At 67.4% G+C, this 19844-nt stretch carries 18 protein-coding genes; 10 read left to right on the forward strand and 8 right to left on the reverse strand.

Annotated features, from left to right (window positions below):
• Positions 1-23: 23 nt before the first annotated feature.
• The gene (locus HTZ84_RS07785; protein ID WP_174680151.1) at positions 24-1316 is read left to right on the forward strand and encodes an MgtC/SapB family protein; all 1293 of its coding nucleotides are present in this window, start codon (positions 24-26) and stop codon (positions 1314-1316) included.
• A 35-nt stretch (positions 1317-1351) separates the two neighbouring features.
• Here the strand turns inward: HTZ84_RS07785 and HTZ84_RS07790 are convergent, their stop codons facing one another.
• Complete coding sequence (locus HTZ84_RS07790; protein ID WP_174680152.1) at positions 1352-1771, reverse strand: ester cyclase; 420 nt, start codon at positions 1769-1771, stop codon at positions 1352-1354.
• Positions 1772-2014: 243 nt separating this feature from the next.
• On the opposite strand from HTZ84_RS07790, the gene HTZ84_RS07795 reads away from it, so the two are divergent.
• The 4 genes from HTZ84_RS07795 to HTZ84_RS07810 all read left to right on the forward strand — a co-directional run bounded on the left by HTZ84_RS07795 (position 2015) and on the right by HTZ84_RS07810 (position 5160).
• Complete coding sequence (locus HTZ84_RS07795) at positions 2015-3370, forward strand: aminotransferase class III-fold pyridoxal phosphate-dependent enzyme (protein WP_174680153.1); 1356 nt, start codon at positions 2015-2017, stop codon at positions 3368-3370.
• 85 nt (positions 3371-3455) lie between these two features.
• The gene (locus HTZ84_RS07800; protein WP_174680154.1) at positions 3456-3806 is read left to right on the forward strand and encodes a hypothetical protein; all 351 of its coding nucleotides are present in this window, start codon (positions 3456-3458) and stop codon (positions 3804-3806) included.
• A 290-nt stretch (positions 3807-4096) separates the two neighbouring features.
• The gene (locus tag HTZ84_RS07805; protein WP_174680155.1) at positions 4097-4747 is read left to right on the forward strand and encodes a helix-turn-helix domain-containing protein; all 651 of its coding nucleotides are present in this window, start codon (positions 4097-4099) and stop codon (positions 4745-4747) included.
• A 56-nt stretch (positions 4748-4803) separates the two neighbouring features.
• Complete coding sequence (locus tag HTZ84_RS07810; protein ID WP_174680156.1) at positions 4804-5160, forward strand: DUF7344 domain-containing protein; 357 nt, start codon at positions 4804-4806, stop codon at positions 5158-5160.
• Between the two features lie 7 nt (positions 5161-5167).
• Here the strand turns inward: HTZ84_RS07810 and purD are convergent, their stop codons facing one another.
• Positions 5168-6460 (reverse strand): phosphoribosylamine--glycine ligase, encoded by a 1293-nt coding sequence (purD, locus tag HTZ84_RS07815; protein ID WP_174680157.1) that lies wholly within the window; start codon positions 6458-6460, stop codon positions 5168-5170.
• A 93-nt stretch (positions 6461-6553) separates the two neighbouring features.
• Positions 6554-6763, reverse strand: a complete 210-nt coding sequence (locus tag HTZ84_RS07820; RefSeq protein WP_174680158.1) for a hypothetical protein — start codon at positions 6761-6763, stop codon at positions 6554-6556.
• A 140-nt stretch (positions 6764-6903) separates the two neighbouring features.
• Between HTZ84_RS07820 and HTZ84_RS07825 the strand changes: the two genes are divergently transcribed.
• The gene (locus tag HTZ84_RS07825) at positions 6904-8331 is read left to right on the forward strand and encodes a DUF6498-containing protein (protein WP_174680159.1); all 1428 of its coding nucleotides are present in this window, start codon (positions 6904-6906) and stop codon (positions 8329-8331) included.
• A 250-nt stretch (positions 8332-8581) separates the two neighbouring features.
• Here the strand turns inward: HTZ84_RS07825 and HTZ84_RS07830 are convergent, their stop codons facing one another.
• From HTZ84_RS07830 to HTZ84_RS07840, 3 genes are read right to left on the reverse strand one after another with little or no spacing between them, the layout of a single operon-like run.
• Positions 8582-8791, reverse strand: coding sequence for a hypothetical protein (locus tag HTZ84_RS07830; protein WP_174680160.1), 210 nt, complete (start codon positions 8789-8791; stop codon positions 8582-8584).
• Between the two features lie 45 nt (positions 8792-8836).
• Positions 8837-11578: a DEAD/DEAH box helicase gene (locus HTZ84_RS07835; protein ID WP_174680161.1), complete on the reverse strand. Its 2742-nt coding sequence runs from the start codon at positions 11576-11578 to the stop codon at positions 8837-8839.
• A gap of 3 nt (positions 11579-11581) precedes the next feature.
• The gene (locus HTZ84_RS07840) at positions 11582-13249 is read right to left on the reverse strand and encodes a ribonuclease H-like domain-containing protein (protein ID WP_174680162.1); all 1668 of its coding nucleotides are present in this window, start codon (positions 13247-13249) and stop codon (positions 11582-11584) included.
• 431 nt (positions 13250-13680) lie between these two features.
• Between HTZ84_RS07840 and thyA the strand changes: the two genes are divergently transcribed.
• Positions 13681-14697, forward strand: coding sequence for a thymidylate synthase (gene thyA / locus HTZ84_RS07845; RefSeq protein ID WP_174680163.1), 1017 nt, complete (start codon positions 13681-13683; stop codon positions 14695-14697).
• Positions 14694-15236 (forward strand): dihydrofolate reductase, encoded by a 543-nt coding sequence (locus HTZ84_RS07850; RefSeq protein WP_174680164.1) that lies wholly within the window; start codon positions 14694-14696, stop codon positions 15234-15236. The genes thyA and HTZ84_RS07850 overlap by 4 nt, the downstream gene beginning before the upstream one ends.
• Before the next feature lies 1 nt (position 15237).
• Here the strand turns inward: HTZ84_RS07850 and HTZ84_RS07855 are convergent, their stop codons facing one another.
• Together HTZ84_RS07855 and HTZ84_RS07860 are read right to left on the reverse strand one after the other, a co-directional pair.
• The gene (locus HTZ84_RS07855) at positions 15238-15447 is read right to left on the reverse strand and encodes a heavy-metal-associated domain-containing protein (RefSeq protein WP_174680165.1); all 210 of its coding nucleotides are present in this window, start codon (positions 15445-15447) and stop codon (positions 15238-15240) included.
• Between the two features lie 114 nt (positions 15448-15561).
• Entirely contained in the window at positions 15562-16041 is a 480-nt protein-coding gene (locus tag HTZ84_RS07860; RefSeq protein WP_309138884.1) for a DUF763 domain-containing protein, read from the reverse strand.
• Between the two features lie 56 nt (positions 16042-16097).
• On the opposite strand from HTZ84_RS07860, the gene acnA reads away from it, so the two are divergent.
• Positions 16098-18866 (forward strand): aconitate hydratase AcnA, encoded by a 2769-nt coding sequence (gene acnA / locus HTZ84_RS07865; RefSeq protein ID WP_174680167.1) that lies wholly within the window; start codon positions 16098-16100, stop codon positions 18864-18866.
• Positions 18867-19111: 245 nt separating this feature from the next.
• The gene (locus HTZ84_RS07870; protein ID WP_174680168.1) at positions 19112-19762 is read left to right on the forward strand and encodes a CHRD domain-containing protein; all 651 of its coding nucleotides are present in this window, start codon (positions 19112-19114) and stop codon (positions 19760-19762) included.
• The last annotated feature ends 82 nt before the right edge of the window (positions 19763-19844 follow it).

Raw genomic sequence — 19844 nt, forward strand, 5'->3', positions numbered from 1 at the left:
TAATACGCCGTGAACGACCGACAGTGAACGAGATCGCGTTGCAGATCGCCGATGCGCCGCTGGACGAGACGGTCGTCCGGATCGCGCTGGCCGGAGCGCTGGGGATGTTCCTCGGCCTCGAACGGGAGTGGTCCCAGAAGTCGGCCGGGATCCGGACGTTCTCGCTGATCAGCCTCCTCGGTGCGGTCTTTACGCTGCTGGTCTTCGAGAGCGAGATCGGCGAAACGCTGCTCATCCTCGGCGGCGTGCTCGTGATCGTTCAGGGCGTCCTGCTGGCAGTTCAGGGGCTGTTGAGCGAGGACGACGCCGGCCTCTCGCTGACCACCTCGGTCTCGATGCTCGTCGCCTACGGCGTCGGCGTGCTGGTCGCCGCCGGCTTCATCATCGAAGGCGTCACCGTCGCCGTCCTCTCGTCGCTGCTGTTGGTCCTCAAGCGCGAACTCCACGAGTTCGCGTGGGGGCTCTCCCACGAGGAGATGCGCTCGACGATCGAGTTCGCCATCCTCGCGTTCGTCATCTACCCGGTCCTCCCCGCCGAGGTCACCGCGGACGTCGGCGGCGTCTCGATCCCGCTCGAGCCCCAGGTGATCTGGCTGATGGTCGTCGCGGTCGCCGGCATCGGCATCGCCAACTACGCGATCGTCACGACGTACGGCGGCCGCGGTATCGCCGTGACCGGGTTCTTCGGCGGGCTGGCCTCGTCGACGGCCGTCGTCGGGACGATGCTCGACCACGTCAACCAGCGCCCCGAGGCCGCCTCCTACGCCGTCGCCGCGATCCTGTTGGCCAACGCGGCGATGGCCGTTCGCAACCTCGCCATCGCCGTCGGGTTCACCGTCGGCAGCGGGAGTCCGATCCTCTTCGAGGCGATCGTCCCGCTGGGCGCGGTCATCCTGGTCGCGTTCGCCGTCGCCGCCTGGACCGCCGACTGGGACGAGTCGGGTCCGATCGAACTCGAGTCCCCCTTCTCGCTGAAGAACGCGCTCGCGTTCGGCGCCGTCTTCCTCGTCGTCCTCGTCTTCGGGTCGCTGGCCGAGACCTGGTTCGGGACGCTCGGCTTCTACGCCACCGCCGTCGCCAGCGGCTTCGTCTCGAGCGCCGGCGCGACCACCTCGGCGGTCGTCCTCTATCGGGGCGGCCAGCTGGGGCCCGCGGAGGCGACCATCGCCATCCTATTGGCGACCGTCTCGAGCATCGTCGTCAAGGCCCTGCTCGCGTCGACGTCCTCGAACGACGGCTTCCGCAATCAGGTCGCGGTCTACAGCGGTCTGTTGCTGCTCGGCGGCGCGGTCGCGACGGTCGCGATCGTCGTCTAGAGAGCCGAGCGAAGACCGAGAAAAGCGGACCGCCGTCACTCCTCGAGGAGCCCGAGCTGGTCGAAGAGTTCCTGCCGATCGAAGAACGCGCGCTCTTCCCGTAGCTTGCCGTCTTCGACGACGAACCGCGCCATATCGCGAATCTCGAACCGTTCGCCGGTCGGCGGAATCCCGTCGAACTCTCCCTCGTGCGTGCCCGAGAGCGTCCCCTCCGCCATGAGCAGGTTCTCGCCGGCCAGCGTCTCGTGGACGGTGATCTCGAAGTCGGGGAACGCGTCCGTGATCTCTCGAGCGTACGCCTCGAACGCCTCGCGCCCCTCGATCGTGCCGGCGGTCGGCGAGGTGAACGTAAACGAGTCGGCGACGACCTCCGAGAGCCTCGAGAACTCCTGTTCGTTCCAGATGGTCGCGTATTCGGTAGCGAGTCGGTTCGGATCCGTCGCTGTTTCTGCCATTAGTTGCCACCCCGGTAGAAACTGTGATATATGGTAGCATAATACACTCCCTTGGGAGTTCAGCCACCGCATCCGCGTCGCCGAATCAGCTCTTGGATCGATACCGCCGGCGTTCGTCTCGCTCGAGACGGCGGACGGACGAGCGAGTATCGACCGCTGACGCTCCGGCCCTCCGTCGTCGGACGCCGACCGTCTCGTGAAACTGGTCGGCGCCTATTTCACTTCCGCGTGATAACATACGCTATGGACCGCGATACGGTCGAACCGCGGGTCGGGACGATCCCCGACGAACGCGCCAGACAGTGGGTCGACTACCACCACGAGTTCGCCGCGCCGAGCACGTACGTCTACGAGTTCGTCTGGGACGCGACCGCCGAGGCCGTCGGGCCGTTCTGCACCGACGTCGACGGCAACGTCCTGCTGGACTTCACGAGTCACGTCGCCGCGGCGCCGCTGGGGTACAACAACCCCGCGATCCGCGAGAAATTCGAAGCGTTCGACCTCGTCGATCCGCTGAAGATCGCCGGCCAGGACTTCTACGTCAGCGGCGGGGGGCCACCCGAGGACCCCGAGTTTCCGGGGCCGACCCAGTTGATGGATCGCCTGGTCGCGATGACCGACCACTACGACATGGATCGGGTCTTCCTCTCGAACTCCGGCGCCGAGGCCGTCGAGAACGCCATCAAGATCTGCTACGCCGCGGGCGGCCACCGCGCGTTCACCTTCGACGGAGCCTTTCACGGCCGCACGCTGGGCGCGCTCTCCCTGAATCGCTCGAAGGCCGTCCACCGCCGGGGCTACCCCGAGATTCCGGGCGTCGTCAGCGTGCCCTACCCCGCTACCGACGAGGAGTACGAGCGTCGCTGGCGCACCGACGGCCCCGGCGGCAACGTCGTCGCGGACAAACTCCACCCCGAGCGCGGCGTGATCGACCCCGACGAGGTCGCCTACCTGATCCTCGAGCCGATCCAGGGCGAGGGCGGCTACCGGGTCGCCCACCCCGAGTTCGCGCGGGACCTCGAGGCGCTTCGCGACCGGTACGGCCTCCGCATCGTCGCCGACGAGATCCAGTCCGGAGTCGGACGGACGGGGGAGCTGTGGGCCGTCGACCACCTCGATCTCACGCCGGACGTCATCACGGCCGGGAAGGGGCTGCGCGTCGGCGCGACGATCTCCCGATCGGACGTGTTCCCCACCGAGAAGAGCCGCCTCTCCTCGACGTGGGGCGCCGGTGATATCATCGCCTCGCTGCAGGGCGCGCTGACGATCGATACCATCCACGAGGAGAACCTGCTGGCCAACGCCCGCGAGCGCGGCCGCCAGTTGCGGAACGGACTCGAGGACGCCATCGCGGACGGCGACGCGCCCGGCGCCCTCGAGGTCCGGGGCCGCGGGCTGATGCTCGCCGTCGAGTTCGATACCGAGGAGCGCCGCGAGGCCGTCCTCGAGGCGGCCTTCGAGCGCGGGCTGCTCACGCTGGGCTGCGGCCACAAGACGCTGCGCCTGTTGCCGCCGCTCGACGTCACCGAACGCGAGATCGATCTGGGAACGGAGCTGCTGCTCGAGGCCGTCGCGGACGTCGCGCCGGAATTCGAGTGAGAGCGCCGTCCTCCGGCGGTCGAGCCCGCACGTCGTCGTACGAAAGCCGGTGGCTCTTCCCCCGTCCGCGCGAACCCGACGTACGATGATCGGCGCATTCACCGTCGGCAAGAAAGCGGTCACGTTCGGCTACAAACGATACGGGATTCCGGGAGCGATCGCCTCGGGCGGGATCGCACTGGCCGGGTACGTCGCCGTCCGACGAGCCCTCCAGTCGGCGACGAACGACGACCAGGACGCGATCGACTCCGCCATCGACACCCAGTCGCTGAAGAACGCGGTCGACGAGGGCGGGCTGGGAGCGGTGACCGACGCCCAGCTGCTCGACGAGGCGATCGATCGGGACGAGCTGCGCTCGGCCGTCGACGTCGACGAGATCCAGTCGTCGGTGTCGGAGCAGACCGACGAGTTCACCGGCGAGCAAAACCAGAACTGAGACGCGTCCGGAAGCAACGACCGTCGACGGCCGAAGCGACCCGGCGAGTGCGCTCGAACGCCGCTACTTCTCGCGTTCCGTTCTCGAGCGAGCCGATAGTCGACCCGTCCGCGGATCGATCGCTGCCGTCGCTTGCGCGGATCGGCGACGAAAGCCGATTCGTCCGGCAACGTCAGCGGCGGTATCGGGGCTCCGGTACGAACGGCGACCGAAAACTTGAGTGATACGGGACGTGCTCACTGTGTGAACAACACGTACGTCTCTTTCCGGACCGATACCGTTCCACCGGTATGCTGACCGTCGAATACCGCGTCGATTCTCCCCTTCTGATGGCGGCGCTCGACCGAGCGCCGAACACCACGGTCTACAGCGAGGAGCAGTACCTCGCCGAAACGGGGGAGATCCGATGGCTCTTCTGGGCGGAGGGAGACCAGCAGTCCGCGTTCGAGGCCGGCCTCGACGACGACCCGACCGTCACCGACCGCAAACTGCTCGCGGAGAGCGGCCCGCGGCGATTGTACCGCATCTCTCTGACCGACCGCGGGCGTGACGCCACGACGTTCCCGCTGTGGAGCGAACTCGACATCGTCCTGCTCGAGGCGAGGGCCACGCACGACGGGTGGGAGAATCGCATGCGAATCCCGGACAGGGAGACGCTCGCGCGGTACCGATCGGCCCTGCGCGACCGAGACCTCGACTTCCAGCTCCGGTCGCTCTATCGGGAGGCCGACGCGGACTGCTCCGCCGAGTCCCAGTTGACCGACGACCAGTACGCGGCGCTGGCGGCGGCGTACGACGCCGGCTACTTCGACGTCCCGCGAACGACTACGCAGACCGAACTCGCGGCGACGCTGAACATCTCCTCGCAGGCGCTTTCGGAGCGCCTGCGACGCGGGACCGCGACGCTCGTTCGGGAGGTGCTACTACGGACCCGGTCTTAACTGCCTCACGATTCAGGGACGCGACGCATCCGTTCGAACGGCCACTACCGATACGAATGACCGATCAAACGCTCGATCGCGTGTTCTCGACGCTAGGTGACTCACGGCGGCGTCTCGTTTGCCGACACCTCGCACGCGCCGACGAGCACGTCGTTTCCGTCGGGGAACTGAGCGCGTTCGTCGCCGACGCTCGCACCGAACGGTCGTCCGCAACGAGCGACGACCGCCGATCTCGAATCGCAACGCGACTGTATCACGTCCACCTGCCGGCGCTCGACGACGCGGGGATCGTCGATTACGACGCGAAAAACGAGTCGGTGGCGGTCGACTCCGCCTTTCCGATCGCCGTCGATCTCCTTCGGTCGGTCGACGATCGGCCCGAGCGGCCCGACGGCGTCCCGACGATCGATTGACGCCGCGTTACTCGCCGCGGATCTCGGTCATGTGGTCGATACGGCGCTGAACGAGGTCGGGTTTGCCGATGTCGTGGCGCACGTGTAGCCCCTCGTCGCCGGCGACCTCGAGGGCGTCCTCCGCGATTTCCTCGGCCTCGGTGATCGAGTCGGCGAGGCCGACGAGGGCGAACGCGCGCGACGTGGTCGTGTAGATGCCGTCGTCGCGCTCGTCGACGCTGGCGTAGTAGAGTAGGGCGTCGCCCGCGCTCTCCTCGTCGACCTGCACCTTCGCGCCGGCCTCGGGATCGGTCGGGTACCCCTCGGGGACGGCGTACTTACAGACCGTCGCCTGGTCGGCGAAGTCGAGTTCCGGCGGGGCCTCGCCGTCGCGAGCCGCGGTGAGGATCTCGAGGAAGTCCGTCTCGAGGACGGGCAGCGTGTTCATCGCCTCGGGGTCGCCGAAGCGGGCGTTGAACTCGACGACGCGGGGGCCGGTCTCGGTCAGCATGAACTGGCCGTAGAGGATGCCCCGGTAGTCATCGAGAGCGTCGACGGTCGCCTCGATGATCGAGACGGCCTCCTCGTAGTCCTCCTCGGACATGAACGGCAGGTGAGTCGTCGCGTCGGAGTAGCTTCCCATCCCGCCCGTGTTCGGCCCCTCGTCGCCCTCGTAGGCGCGCTTGTGGTCCTGGACCGCGGGCGCGGTGCGGAATTCGCCGTTGGCGACGAACGCCTGGACGGTGAACTCCTCGCCGATCAGCCGTTCCTCGAGGACGATCCGGTCGTAGTCGGACTCGCGGATGTACTCCTTGCCCTCCTCGGCGGTGACCTGATCGCCGATGACCTTCACGCCCTTCCCGCCCGTGAGGCCGGCGGGCTTGATCGCCAGATCGCCGTCGTACTCGTCGATGTAGTCGCAGGCCGCCTCCATGTCGTCGAACGTCTCGAAGTCCGGACAGCCCGGAATGTCGTTCTCCGCCATGAATCGGCGCTGGAACGCCTTGTCCGTCTCGATCCGGGCGTCTTCCTCCTTCGGGCCGAAGGCGTAGACGCCCGCCGCCTCGAGTTCGTCCGCGACGCCGGCTTCCAGCGGCGACTCGGGGCCGATGACGGCGATCGTCGCGCCGACGTCCTCGGCGTAGTCGACGACGGCCTTCGGATTGGTCGTCTCGAGCGTCTCGAAGTCGATCGCGATCTCGGCGATGCCCGGATTACGGTTCCCCGCGCAAGCGTAGAGGTCGGCCTCGCTGTCCTCGAGCGCGCGAGCGATGGCGTGTTCGCGGCCACCGCCGCCGATCAGGAGCACGTTCTCTCGCATGGTCGATAGCGGAACGCACGAACCTGTAAGCGTTGCTCTTTCCTCGAGTCGAACCTATGCACGATCGTGGGGAAATTAGTGACTATCGACGGCTCACGAGTTCACCGTCCGTGACCGGGCGGCGATTCGCGTTCCGACTGACCAGCAGACACCGAATCCGGCGAGCAAGAGCGCAGTGGTCGCGACCGCGGCGATCGCTCCGTCCGTTACGCCCAGCGAAAGAAATACCGCCGCTGCGGCCGTGATGGCCCTGTAGATCCGGTCGACATCCCAGTCCGTGAGCACGGATTGGAGCGCAGGCATATCTCAGTCGTGTTTGATGAGAATAATAGTTCTGCTGATACTCAGATCGGACGGCCTCGAGCGTCCGGTAGCGATCCCCGTTTCGTTCGATAGTTCAGTAGAATTATAAGATTCGGCGACCAACACGAACAGCGTAGCCGATGGTTTCGCCGCAGACGCTCGAGCGCTCTCCCTCTCGGCTCGGGTTCGCTCCCATCCTCGTCGCGAACCTGCTTCCGCTCGCTGGCGTCCTCGCGTTCGGCTGGGACGCGGCGACGCTGGTGACGGTCTACGCGCTCGAGGTGGTTCTGGCGTTTCCGCTCACGGCGGCGAAGGCGCTGTTCGCCCGGCAGCCGCCGAAAATTGACGATGACGGGGACCCCAGCGTCTCGGACGAACTGAAGCAGCGACGCGGCAGCGCGGAACTGGTATCGTGGCTCCCGCCGGTCTACCCCCGGAACGTGCCGTTCGTCGGCACAGTCTTCACCTGGTTCGCGGGTATATCGATGGTCGTCGCGATGGCCATTAGCGCGGCGATTCCAGTCGCGGACGTGCTCTGGCGATCGGAGGTGGTGCTGAGCATCGTCGCCCTCGTAGCCGCCACCGCGGCCGACGCGTGGCGCGACTACTTCCGCGGCGGCCGCTACGAGACGGTCTCCGCCTACGAAGTCGTTCAGGCGCACCTCGGCCAGATGTTCCTTCTCGCGCTCGTCCTCATGGCAGTCGCGAGTCCCGAAGCCATCGGCGGGGTCGCGCTCCTCGCCGGATTCGTCTTCGTCAAGGTGCTCGTCGAGTGGGCGTCCTTCCGCGCCGCCCACGGCGAGCCGGGACGACTCACCGGCTGGCTCGCCGGTCCGGACGATCCGACGGAGCCGGCCGATCCGCCGGCGGTACCCGACGGCGACCCCGACGTTCGAATTTCGACCGACGACACCGCCGTCCTGTATACCGCCGTCCACCAGACGCTCTTCAAAGCCGTCTTTTTCGCACAGTGGATTCTGAGTTCGTTGGTCGTCGTGCTCTCGATAGTCGCCGGCGACGACACCCCGCTATCGCTCACGGTCGGTACCGGCGTCGCGTTCGCGCTCCTGCTCCTGGTGATTCCCGCGGCGGAGTTCGTGGAGACCGTTCTCAGATACGGACCGCTGGAGTACCGCCGGTACGGGGATCGACTCGTCGCGTACGATACGTGGGTCGACGAACCGCAGTGGTCCGTCCCCCTTCACGAGATCCGGGACGCTGCGGTCGTCGTCGATCACCTCCCGGACCACCTGCTCGGGACGCGGACCTTCGACGTCACGATGGGGTGGGGCGACGACGAGTTCGAGCGAGACCTCGGCCCCGTGGCGGATCCCGACGCGTTCGTCTCCGCGTTCGAATTACGGCTGCGGACGGCGGACCTGGACCCGATCGATCGACGGCTCGCAGGGGCCGCGGTCGTTCTCGGCGTCGGATTCGCCGGGGCTCTCATCCTCTGGTACAAGCCGTGGCTGTCGGTGATCTCGCTGGTTTCGGTCGCGTTTCTCCTCCCGTTTTCGCTGGCGGTTCCGTGGGGACTCTGGAGACTGGCGTATCCGAGCCCCGAATGAGCGATGTCGAGTAGTGAACTCGATCCTCGAGGTTTCGATCCGCACTCGAAGAGCGCGAAGCAACAGCCGGTGACGACGCGAACCGACGGGTCCCGAGCGTCCGTCGATCACTCGCCAGTCGAACCCGGCGGCAGCCACGGACCGTCGGGGACTCACAGCGAGCGTCACGGCCGCTCCGAGCCTAGCGAGGAACGCGCTTCGAGTACGAACCCACCGATATCGGTGGCTCGTCACCCTGAGCGCACCGACGTCACTCCCCGTCGTTCGGTTCGCGACCGACAAGTCGATTCACCAGTTCCCACGGTACGGCGAGCACGATGGTGAAGAAGACGGCCGCAGCTAACTGGGCGAAGAGTCCGTCAGTGACGCGAATCGCGAGATAACAAGCTATACCGCTCACGAGACCCCTAACGAGTAGAGTACCGACCTGCTCGAGCGGTGCGGTTCCGAGGACAGACATATTCCGCACTCGGCCCTGGAAAAATGTTAAACTTCTTATCTTATTTCAAGCGTAGAACAGCGGCGGCCGTCGGTCTCCGCCGTACTCCTCGTCGGGGAGGTGGGCCTCGAGCGCGCCCTCGTCCGCCTCTCCCAGCAACTGATCCAGCACGTCCACGGCCGCGTCGCGGTGCAGCGGCTGGTTGTCGTTGCCACACTGCTCGTCCATCACGCAGGCCGGACAGCCGTCGACGTTGCCGCAGTCGCAGTCCGCGATGAGGTCTCGAGCGCGCTCCGCGACGGCCTCGTAGTTCTCGTAGATCGCCCGCGCGAAGCCCAGTCCGCCCTCGATCCCGTCGTAGATGAACCAGCCGCTGGCGGGGGTGCGCTCGAGGCCGCTGGCGATCTCCCGGACCGTGGCCTCGGCCGCAGCGATGTTTCGCGGCGCGCCGTCGCCCACCGGGCCTGTGGGCTTTGCTCCCGGACCCATACCACCCTCGCTACCGTCGTCTCCGCCCGCGTCCTGATCGAGGTGCGAATCGATCGTCAGCGTCGCCAGGCCACCCAGATCGCGCTTGTCGACCATCAACTCGAGCGGCGCGACGCCGATCGTGGCGTGCTCGGCGGCGTGGAGGCCGCCGGCGTAGCCCAGGTGGGCCGTCTGGGCCAGCTCGCCGTCCATCTCGGGGACGGTGAAGTCCCGGTACTTCTCGACCAGCGCGTCCTCGACGTACTGGGGCACCTCGAGCCAGCACAGTTGGGTCTCCATCTCGAGCGGCGGGTTCTCGGTGGGGATCCCCTGCTCTTTCTTCTCCCCGCCGTGGACCGCGACCTTGTCGTAGGTCCCGTGGTAGACGAGCACCCGGCCGCGGCCGAAGTGCAGCGTGAAGTCGCCGATGTCTCGGGACTCCTCGGAGACCGCGTCGAGGACCGTCACGTCGGTCCGGGTGCGCGTGTAGTAGTCGACGTCCGTCGGCCGGACCGTAACCGAGGGCCGTGGTGCGCCGTGGTCGACGTCGACGACCTCGTACTGCTGGCCCTGGTGCAGCCGAACCGCGCCCTCGTGGAAGTCCCGCAGCACGCGCTCCCTCGCCAGCGGCTCCATTCCCGGGTCGCGGCGCTCGTCGACGCCGTCGGCGAGGTCGACCTCGTACTCCTCGCCCGTCGTCGCGTACAGCGAAATCGTCTGCTGCGGGCGGGGCGGTCCCACGTAGGAGACGCCCGTCTCGAGGCGCCCCCGTAGCCGGCCCGCGCGGCGCCACATCTCGATCGCCCGCTCGAGGCGCTCGCGGTCGGCGAGAGTCCCGACGTCCGACTCGTCGATCGCGAGTTCGTCGGCCGCACAGCGCAGGTGCTGGGCGAACACCGCGTCGTTGTCCACGTCGACCACGGCGTCCTCGACGTCGGACTCGAGGAGGTAGTCGGGATTGTTCACGACGTACTGGTCGAGCGTGCGGTGCTCGGCGACGAGCACCGAGAGCGCGCGCTTCGTTCCGCGGCCCGCGCGGCCGATCTGCTGCCAGAACGACTGGCGCTGGCCCGGATAGCCCAACTGAACCGTCGCGTCCATCTCGCCGATGTTGATCCCCAACTCGAGGGCGTTCGTCGAGGCGACGCCGTCTAACACGCCGGTCTTGAGCTGATGTTCAGTTCCGTGGCGCTTCTTCCGCGAGTGGCCCGCGTGGTAGGGCTCGATGGCGCTCCCGCGGTCCGGATTCGTGTAGTAACGCCGGTTATCGTGGCGGTGTTTCGACGCCCGCTTGACCGAGAGTTCGGCGAGTTTCCTCGAAGGAGTAAACAGCAGCGTCTGGGCGTCGTTGTAGGTCAGGTGCGAGAGCAGTCGCGGGGCCTCGACGGTGGCGGGGACGCGCTCGACGACGGTGTCCCCCGAGTCGGGATCGTCGGTAGATTCGGTCTCGGCGGCGTCCTCGCGCCACTCGTCGCGCTCGTCCGCCGTGTCTTCCCGCGCTCGAGGGGGCGGATTCCAGAGCACCAGATCCCGCGGCCCCGTCGGCGAACCGTCCTCGTCGACGACGGTCACGGACTCGTCGATCAGCGCCGCGGAGTGCTCGCCGGGGTTCCCGATCGTCGCGCTCGTCAGGACGAACTGCGGATCGGCGTCGTAGTACTCGAGGACGCGTTTCAGCCGGCGGACGATCCAGGCGACGTGCATCCCGTGGACGCCCGTATAGGTGTGGGACTCGTCGATCACGACGAGATCGCAGGCCGAGAGGAACCGCGCCCAGCGGTCGTGGTCGTGGAGGTAGGTGTTCACGCCCGCGAAGTTCGAGATGATGACGTCGGCCTCCTCGCGGATCCGCTTGCGGTTGCTGCCGCGCTCGGTGTCGCCGTCGTAGACGCGGACGGTGATCTCGAGGCCCAACTGATCGAAGAGGTCGTTCAACTCGCGTTCCTGATCCCGCGAGAGCGCCTTCGTCGGGTAGAGGACGTACGCCGTCGCGTCCTCGTTCCGGGCGCGGGCCTCGAGGTAGTTCCGCGCGATCTGGAGCGCGTAGATCCGCGTCTTCCCCGAGGACGTGCTCGTCGCGACGCAGACATTCTCGTCGCGGGCCAGCGCCTCGAGGGCCTCGGCCTGGTGGGCATAGAGGTCGTACTCGAGCGGATCGGCCAGTTCGGGACGGAGCGCGCGCTCGTTCGGGACGGTCGACGCCTCGCGGCCGGGACGCTCGAGGACCGTAATATCGTCCTCGTCGCGGTAGCCGGGGAACGTGTCGACCAGTTCGTCGCCGATGACCGGGACGTTCGCCCCGTCGGTGTCGTGCCGTTCGGATTCGTGGTCGCTACTCATGGCTTAGAAATCGCTCAGTCCGGTTTGCTCGCTGTCGGTACCGCTGCTCCCGCTCTGTTGCCTCGTGTCTCCTCTCGAGCCTGAATCGGTCGCCTCGGACCCCGACGCGCTCGTGCTCGAGGACGCAGTCGACGAGGCCGAACCGCTCGCGTCGGATGAGTTCGAGGCCGAAACACCCGCGAACGACGACGACGCTGATGCCGTCGGCGCGTCCCGCAGTCGCTCGTAGACGCGCCAGAGCGCCCGGCAGTCGTCCTCGCAGTAGGCCTCGTGGCGGTCCCACTCGAGTTCCGCGCCCGTACGCATGAACCGCTGATAGGCCGCCGCCGTCGCCGCGCCGTCCAGGCCGGTCGCCGCGCCGTCGTAGCCGAGCGCGTCGGCGACGGCCTCGAGTTTGTTCGTCCGGCCGGGCAGCAGGGCGTTGTCGTTTTTCACGGCCCAGAGGTAGAGATCGAACTTGGGGATCGACTCCCACTCGTCGGCGTAGTAGGGGACGTGCTTCGCGATGAATGCGCCCAGATGTCGGTAGTCGAATCCCCAGCCGTTCCACGTGAGCAGCGCGCGGTCGGGGTGCACTCCCAGCAGCCAGTCGCAGAAGGCCTCGAGCACCGACGCCGGATCCGTCGGATCGTCGCGCTCGACGAACGCCCGGTAGGTGTCCGCGACGGGGTCGTAGACGCCGATCTGCCAGATGATCGTCGGCGAGAGGCCGTCCGTCTCGATGTCCACGCACAGCGGCGGCGTCGACCAGTTCGCGCCCGGCAGCGACTCGTCGGTGAGCCGACGGGGCTCGCCCGTCTCGAGCACCCGCGCGTGTTCGTGCATCGTCCGGGCGCCGTCGCGGCCGACGTTCGGCAGCCCCGCGAGCGTCTCGATCGGCGTCTCGAGCAGTTCGGTACGGGTCGAGACGCCGCGGTCGGCCAGTCGCTCGGCCGTCTTCGGACCGATGCCGGAGACGGACTCGAGACCGAAGTCGGTCACGTCGTGCGTTTCGACGCGCTCGACGCCGTCGGGGGTGAGCGTCAGCACCGCGATCGATCGAGAGCGGCCGTACCCCTCCACGGGACCGGCACCCCGAACGCGGACGGCGACGCAGTCCTCGTCGAGCGGTTCGACGCCGGCGCGCAGTTCGTGGTCGACGCCGCGAACCGCGCCGGTTTCGGACTCGAGGCGCCACAACTCGTCGTACGCTGCGGGCTCGGAGCCCGTCAGAACGGTCGTAACTGTTCCCGCCGGGAGCGCACTGGCCAGCGTCTCGGCGCCCTCGAGGCGGGTCTCGAGGGCCGTCGGCCGGACGGTCGTCGTCACGTCGTCGCAGACGAGCGCGGTGCGGTCGTTCTCGTCGCCGAGCGCGCTCGAGACGGCTTCGGGAGCCGAACGGAGCGCGCGGAGGCTCTGGACGACGGCGATCTCGAGTTCGGCTCCGTCGCCGTCGACGATCACGCGCCGGTGACTCGGTTCGGTCCCGCCGGTCTCGAGCGGCGGGTGAAACGCCGGCGCGTCGAACGCGCTGCGAGCCCGGGCGAACGCCTGCGGCTCGCGGGCCGGGCCGAGCACCCAGACGGCGTCGGGCTCGAGGGTCCGATCGATGTCCTCGAGGGTCGCGACGGGGCGGTCGGCCAGCGCCGACGGCGGGAGGGCGAGAAGGCGGACGCCGGCTCGAGCGGTCATTAGTGGCCGGGAGGCGGGCGGCGACAAAGAGGGTTTGGACACCGGAGTGAAAGTGATCAGTGCTAGTAGCGGCAGTGGTAGCTTCTGATAACACCACGAAAGCCCCTGCCGTCTCCGGTCGATGGGCTCGTTGCGCTCCTCGGCTTTCAGCCTGCGGTGCTTACGTCGCCCGTCTTCCCGGAGACGGCAGCCCCTTTCATTCCCACCCGTGTCGGCTGGCCGGCCATGTCACCACGGGCGGGAATGAAAGGGGCTGCCGCGCTCGATCCCACCCGGGCGACGTAAGCACCGGAACGAAGTGAGGAGCGCAACGAGTCCCGGAGGGTCGAGCGCGGCAGGGGCTTTCGTGGTGTTCTCGATCATCACAGTGATTTGAACATCCCGTCCATCGATAGGTGAAGTCTTTAGTCGGGACTTCGAATGGCGCGACAATGCGACAGTACCTCGAGCTAGTCGACACGGTTCTCTCCGAGGGCACCTACAAGCCCAACCGGACCGGGGTCGACACGATTTCGTCGTTCAGCGAGCACTACGAGGTGGATCTCCGGGAGGGCTATCCGCTGCTCACGACCAAGCAGATGGACGGCTACCGCTGGAACTCGATGCTCCACGAAGTCTGCTGGTATCTCTCCGGCGAAGAGCACATTCGGAACCTCCGCGAGGAGACCAAGATCTGGGACGCGTGGGCCGACGAGGAGGGCCGACTCGACACCGCCTACGGCCGCTTCTGGCGCCGGTTCCCGATTCCCGAGGACGAGGCCCAACTCGAGGGCGAGTCCTGGCCCGACGACGCCCAGCAGTGGGTCACCGTCGAGGACGACGGGCAGCGCACGTTCGACCAACTGCGGTACGTGATCGACACGCTCTCGGATTCGCCCAACTCGCGCCGGCTCGTCGTCAACGCCTGGCACCCCGCCAACGCGGCCGTCTCGACGCTTCCCCCCTGTCACTACTCCTTCGTCTTCAACGTGCAGGGCGACCGGCTGAACTGCCACCTGACCCAGCGCTCGGGCGACACCGCGCTGGGAATTCCCTTTAACATCGCCGCGTACGCGCTGCTGACCAAGGTCATCGCCCAGCAGACCGGCTTCGAACCGGGCACGTTCGCCCACACCGTCGTCGACACGCACGTCTACTGCGGCCGCGGCGACCGCGGCGAGTGGTACGCCGACAACCTCGAGGCGCTCCAGTCCCGTCTCGACGATGTCGAGGACCGCGAGGAGTACCTCGAGGTCAAGGCGTGGCTCGAGTCCGAAGCCCCCGACGAGGCCGAGGGCGACGAGCGGCTCGATCACGTGCCGGGCCTGCTCGAGCAACTCTCTCGGGAGCCGCTCGAGCGGCCGACGCTCGAGGTCGCCGACGTCTCGATCGACGAACTGGCGTACGAGGACGTCCAGCTTCGGGACTACGAGTCACACGACGGCATCGAGTTTTCAGTGGCCGAATGACTGCCGACGATACAGCTCTGCCCGAGACCGACCGCGAACTCGTCGGCATCGTCGCCGTCGCCGACAACGGCGTCATCGGGAAGGACGGCGACATGCCGTGGCACATCCCCGCGGACCTGCAGCACTTCAAGGAGACCACGATGGATCACCCGGTGATCATGGGCCGGGTCACCTACGAGGGGATCCTCGAGGCGCTGGACGAACCGCTACCCGGCCGAACGACGGTAGTTCTGACGAGTCGGGACCTCGAGACGCCCGAGAACGCCGTGACCGCGGGGGACCTCGAGGAGGCCCTCGAGGCGGCGGAGACGGCCGCTCGAGAACGACACGACGACGCGGATCGGATCTTCGTCGCCGGCGGCGCGACCGTCTACGAGCAGTACCTGCCCGCGCTCGATCGGCTGATCGTGACCGAAGTCCACGAGGGCCCCGACGGGGACACGCACTTCCCCGACTGGGACCGCGCGTCGTTCGAGGAAGTCGCTCGAGACGAGCGCGACGGCTTCGCGTTCGTCGAGTACGTCCGGCGCTCGGCCTGACTCAGCCGACGAACTCGTAGCCGGCGTCGTACACCGCGTCACCGATCCGCTGGTCGTCGACGTCGTCGTCGACGACGACCTCGACCGATTCGTCGTCGTGGTTGGCTTCGACGCGACGGACACCGGGAACGGTCTTCAGTGCGTTCTCGACGTTCTTTTCGCAGCCGGTGCAGGTCATTCCCGCGACGGCGATAGTACGGCGTTTGGGCATGTGCGCTCGTCCACCAGCACTGCTCATTATCCTTTGTGGCAATTGTTGTCACACCTATCGTCTCCGAGGATCGGTCTCGGAACGATCCGAACGCGAGCGGGCGTCACACCGCCGTTACTCGAGTTCGGCCAGTCGCTTCAGCGATTCCTGTTTCGTCTCCCGCTCGAGTTCCGCGCCGTCGAGCATCGACCGCAGGTGGTCGATCGACTCGTCGTAGCGCTCGCGCTCGACCGGGTGCGGCGTGCCGTCCTTACCGCCGTGGGCGTAGGCGTACTTCGCCGGATCCTCGCGGGAACTCTCGGCGTCGTAGACGAGTTCGGCGATCAGCGCGAGCGCCCGTAGCGAGCCGGGACCGATCCCCTCGAGTTCGACCAGTTCCTCGTAGTCGTCAGGCTGGTACTCGTAGGCGCGTTGGAGTTGCTCGAGCGCCTTACCCGAGAGGTCCGCGCTGCTGAGATCGTGGCGGTCGGGCATCGTCAGCGAGGGATCGCGGTCCAGAACGGTCCGATCGGCGCCGCTGGGAGTCCGTCCCGCGGACCGACGATTGACGATGGCTCCATCGATGACTGACGCCGCCGCATCTCGGGAGTATATAACCTCTACTCCGCGATCTAGGCAGTTTCAAATGTAGTGACTTCCTAGTCGAGACAATGTCAACCGAATCGTTCTCAGAAGCGATCCGAGAGTTCGAACACGACGGGGAGACGTACAAGATGGCCGACCTCACGGTCTTGGAGGAGCAGGGCCTCTGCGACCTCGAGAAACTGCCCGTGAGCGTCCGGATCCTGCTCGAGTCGGTGCTTCGAAACGCGGCGACCGACGGCGGCCCCGTCGACGCCGACGCGGTCCGTGCGGCGGCCTCGTGGGAACCCGACGTGCCGGACGCGGAGGTGCCGTTCACGGTCTCGCGGGTCGTCCTGCAGGACCTGACCGGCGTGCCCGCGGTCGTGGACCTCGCGGCGCTGCGCTCGGCCGCCGAGCGCGAGGGCGTCGACCCGACGGTCGTCGAACCCGAGGTCCCCTGCGACCTCGTGATCGACCACAGCGTGCAGGTCGACCACTTCGGCAGCGCGGACGCCTACGAGAAGAACGTCGAGATCGAGTACGAGCGCAACGAGGAGCGCTACCGCGCGATCAAGTGGGCCGAGCAGGCCTTCGAGGACTTCAACGTCGTCCCGCCGGGGACGGGGATCGTCCACCAGGTCAACCTCGAGCACCTCGGCCGCGTCGTCCACGAGCGAGAGGTCGATGGCGAGCAGTGGCTCCTTCCGGACACGCTCGTCGGCACCGACAGCCACACCCCCATGATCGGCGGCATCGGCGTCGTCGGCTGGGGCGTCGGCGGCATCGAGGCCGAGGCCGCGCTGCTCGGCCAGCCGATCAACATGTCGCTGCCGGAGGTCGTCGGCGTCCGCCTGTCAGGCGAGCTCCCCGAGGGAGCCACCGCGACGGACCTGGTGCTTCACATCACCGAGAAGCTCCGCGAGGTCGGCGTCGTCGACAAGTTCGTCGAGTTCTACGGCCCCGGCGTCTCTCAGCTCTCGGTCGCCGACCGGGCGACCATCTCGAACATGGCGCCCGAACAGGGCTCGACCATCAGTATGTTCCCCGTCGACGAGAAGACCCTCGAGTACCTCGAACTGACGGGTCGCGAGCCCGACCACGTCGACCTCGTCCGCGAGTACCTCGAGGCCCAGGGGCTGTTCGGCGAGCAGGAGCCCGACTACACCGAGACCGTCGAGTTCGACCTCGGCGACGTCGAGCCCAGCCTCGCGGGCCACAAGAAGCCCCACCAGCGCATCCCGATGGGCGATCTGGACGAGCACTTCCCGAACCTGCTCGAGGAGCAGGGCGTGCTGGGCCCCGGTGGCGAACCCGCCATTGGTGACGGCAGCGGTGCTGCCGCGGACGACGCGACCGCATCCGGTCCCGGGCTCGCCCTCGATGAAAAGGTCCCCGTCGAACTCGAGGACGGCACGGAGATCGAGATCGGCCACGGCGACGTGCTCGTCAGCGCGATCACGAGCTGTACGAACACCTCGAATCCGTCGGTGATGGTCGCCGCGGGCCTGCTCGCGCGCAACGCGGCCGAGCGGGGACTCGAGGTGCCCGACTACGTCAAGACCAGCCTCGCGCCCGGCAGCCGGGTCGTCACGGAGTACCTGGAGCGGGCGGACCTGCTCGACGACCTCGAAGAACTCGGCTACCACGTCGTCGGCTACGGCTGTACGACCTGTATCGGCAACTCCGGGCCGCTGCCCGCGCCGATCGAGGCGGCCATCGACCAGCACGACCTCTGGACGACGAGCGTCCTCTCGGGCAACCGCAACTTCGAGGCCCGCATCCACCCGAAGATCAAGGCCAACTACCTCGCTTCCCCGCCGCTGGTCGTCGCCTACGGCCTCGCGGGCCGGATGGACATCGACCTCGAGGAGGAGCCGATCGGCACCGACGACGACGGCGAGGCGGTCTACCTCGAGGACGTCTGGCCCGACAACGAGGAGATCCGCGAGACGATCCACGAGAGCGTCTCCCCCGAGATGTTCGCGGAGAAGTACGCCAGCGTCTACGAGGGCGACGAGCGCTGGGAGGCGTTGGACGCGCCCACCGGCGACGTCTACGACTGGGATCCCGCGTCGACGTACATCCGCGAGCCGCCGTTCTTCACGGACTTCCCGCTCGAGGCCCCCGGCGTCGAGAACGTCGAGGGTGCCCGCGCGCTGCTCGCCCTCGGTGACACGGTTACGACCGACCACATCAGTCCCGCCGGCCTCTTCGGCGAGGACTTGCCCGCCGGCCAGTGGCTCAAAGAACGCGGCGTCGAACCCCACGAGTTCAACACCTACGGCTCGCGACGCGGCAACCACGAGGTCATGATGCGCGGCACGTTCGCCAACGTCCGCATCAAGAACGAGCTGCTCGACGGCAGGGAGGGCGGCTACACGATCCACCACCCCACCGGTGAAGAGACCACGGTGTTCGAGGCCTCCGAGCGCTACCGCGCCGAGGACACGCCGCTGATCGTCATGGCCGGCGAGGAACTGGGCACCGGCTCGAGTCGCGACTGGGCCGCCAAGGGGACCGACCTGCTGGGCATCCGCGCGACCATCGGGAAGAGCTACGAGCGCATCTACCGCGACAACCTCATCGGCATGGGCGTCCTGCCCCTCCAGTTCGCCGAGGGCGAGGGCTGGGAAGAACTCGGCCTCGAGGGCGACGAGTACTTCGAGATCGAGGGCTTAGAGGACGGCCTCGAGCCCAAAGCCGAACTGACCGTTACCGCGGAGGACGAGGAGGGCAACACGACCGAGTTCGACGTGACCGCGCAGGTCGATACCCCGATGGCGGTCGAGTACGTCGAGAACGGCGGCGTCCTCCACCTCGTGCTCCGGCGGCTGCTGCAGGAGCAAGCCGAGTAACGGACGCTAGATCGATTTTCGGTCTTCGGGTCCTCGTTCAATCGCGTCTCGACGCGTCCCGCAGTGGACGCGCGGCAGCCGGCAGACGAGTGGGGTCGCGAGCGAACCGACCGAAGAAAAATCGGGTTACGAAGGGCCGGCGACGGGAACCCTCGAATTCATCGCGATGAACGCCGTATTATCGCCCCCGCTAGGCGTGAGAGAACTATGGGGGCGTCCCTCGTTTCTGAGCGCGAGGTGCAAGAATGCAAGATCTCGATCACACTCGGCGGACGGCGCTCAAAGGACTCGCCCTGCTCGGCGTCGGGACGACCGGTATCGGCGCCGCGGCGGCCGACGAACACCGCGCTGACGCCCCAGAAGGTGGCGGGCAGCCAGCTACCTCGAGCCTCTTCGTCGCCCATCTGGGGCCCCAGGAGGGCGTCGAAACGAGCGCGCGCGGAATGGCGGTCGTCCAGGCGCGCCGGGACGGACTGAAGTTCGTCGTCGAAGTCGCGAACCTCGAGAACGCGTTCATGGCGCACGTTCACGAGGACGAGGCCCTCGGACCGATCGCCGTCTGGCTGTACGACTTCGGGACGCAGGACGAACGACTCGAGGACGGGCGGTTCTCCGGACTCTTGGACGTCGGAACGATCACCGACGAGGTCGTCGCGGAGGGACGCGTACAGGAGGCCGAATCGGAGACCGTCGACGACCTGCTCGGGAAGATGGAGGCCGGCGAGGCGTACGTGAACGTCCACACGGAGGCGTACCCCAGCGGCGAAATTTCCGGCCAACTCGTCCCGTTCGATCCGTCGGACGGAATGCACCGCGGCGCTCCCTTCGACGATTCCGAAACCGGCGAGCCGACCGGTGATTCCGGAGCGGAGTCCGATACCGGCGCGTACGGCTGACGGCCCCGGACGGGTTCGTTCCACCGTCGACGGACGACTCCGACCGTCGCACGCCGGCCTTTTACAACGTCCGGCCGTAGTG

It is taken from the genome of Haloterrigena gelatinilytica (assembly GCF_013342145.1).
GTDB lineage: Archaea > Halobacteriota > Halobacteria > Halobacteriales > Natrialbaceae > Haloterrigena > Haloterrigena gelatinilytica.

What these genes read in the sequence shown, in the direction of transcription:
- HTZ84_RS07790 (WP_174680152.1), bottom strand. Translation starts at nt 1,771, where the DNA reads ATGGCAGAAACAGCGACGGATCCGAACCGACTCGCTACCGAATACGCG.
- HTZ84_RS07795 (WP_174680153.1), top strand. Translation starts at nt 2,015, where the DNA reads ATGGACCGCGATACGGTCGAACCGCGGGTCGGGACGATCCCCGACGAA.
- HTZ84_RS07800 (WP_174680154.1), top strand. Translation starts at nt 3,456, where the DNA reads ATGATCGGCGCATTCACCGTCGGCAAGAAAGCGGTCACGTTCGGCTAC.
- HTZ84_RS07805 (WP_174680155.1), top strand. Translation starts at nt 4,097, where the DNA reads ATGCTGACCGTCGAATACCGCGTCGATTCTCCCCTTCTGATGGCGGCG.
- HTZ84_RS07810 (WP_174680156.1), top strand. Translation starts at nt 4,804, where the DNA reads ATGACCGATCAAACGCTCGATCGCGTGTTCTCGACGCTAGGTGACTCA.
- purD (WP_174680157.1), bottom strand. Translation starts at nt 6,460, where the DNA reads ATGCGAGAGAACGTGCTCCTGATCGGCGGCGGTGGCCGCGAACACGCC.
- HTZ84_RS07820 (WP_174680158.1), bottom strand. Translation starts at nt 6,763, where the DNA reads ATGCCTGCGCTCCAATCCGTGCTCACGGACTGGGATGTCGACCGGATC.
- HTZ84_RS07825 (WP_174680159.1), top strand. Translation starts at nt 6,904, where the DNA reads ATGGTTTCGCCGCAGACGCTCGAGCGCTCTCCCTCTCGGCTCGGGTTC.
- HTZ84_RS07830 (WP_174680160.1), bottom strand. Translation starts at nt 8,791, where the DNA reads ATGTCTGTCCTCGGAACCGCACCGCTCGAGCAGGTCGGTACTCTACTC.
- HTZ84_RS07835 (WP_174680161.1), bottom strand. Translation starts at nt 11,578, where the DNA reads ATGAGTAGCGACCACGAATCCGAACGGCACGACACCGACGGGGCGAAC.
- HTZ84_RS07840 (WP_174680162.1), bottom strand. Translation starts at nt 13,249, where the DNA reads ATGACCGCTCGAGCCGGCGTCCGCCTTCTCGCCCTCCCGCCGTCGGCG.
- thyA (WP_174680163.1), top strand. Translation starts at nt 13,681, where the DNA reads ATGCGACAGTACCTCGAGCTAGTCGACACGGTTCTCTCCGAGGGCACC.
- HTZ84_RS07850 (WP_174680164.1), top strand. Translation starts at nt 14,694, where the DNA reads ATGACTGCCGACGATACAGCTCTGCCCGAGACCGACCGCGAACTCGTC.
- HTZ84_RS07855 (WP_174680165.1), bottom strand. Translation starts at nt 15,447, where the DNA reads ATGCCCAAACGCCGTACTATCGCCGTCGCGGGAATGACCTGCACCGGC.
- acnA (WP_174680167.1), top strand. Translation starts at nt 16,098, where the DNA reads ATGTCAACCGAATCGTTCTCAGAAGCGATCCGAGAGTTCGAACACGAC.
- HTZ84_RS07870 (WP_174680168.1), top strand. Translation starts at nt 19,112, where the DNA reads ATGCAAGATCTCGATCACACTCGGCGGACGGCGCTCAAAGGACTCGCC.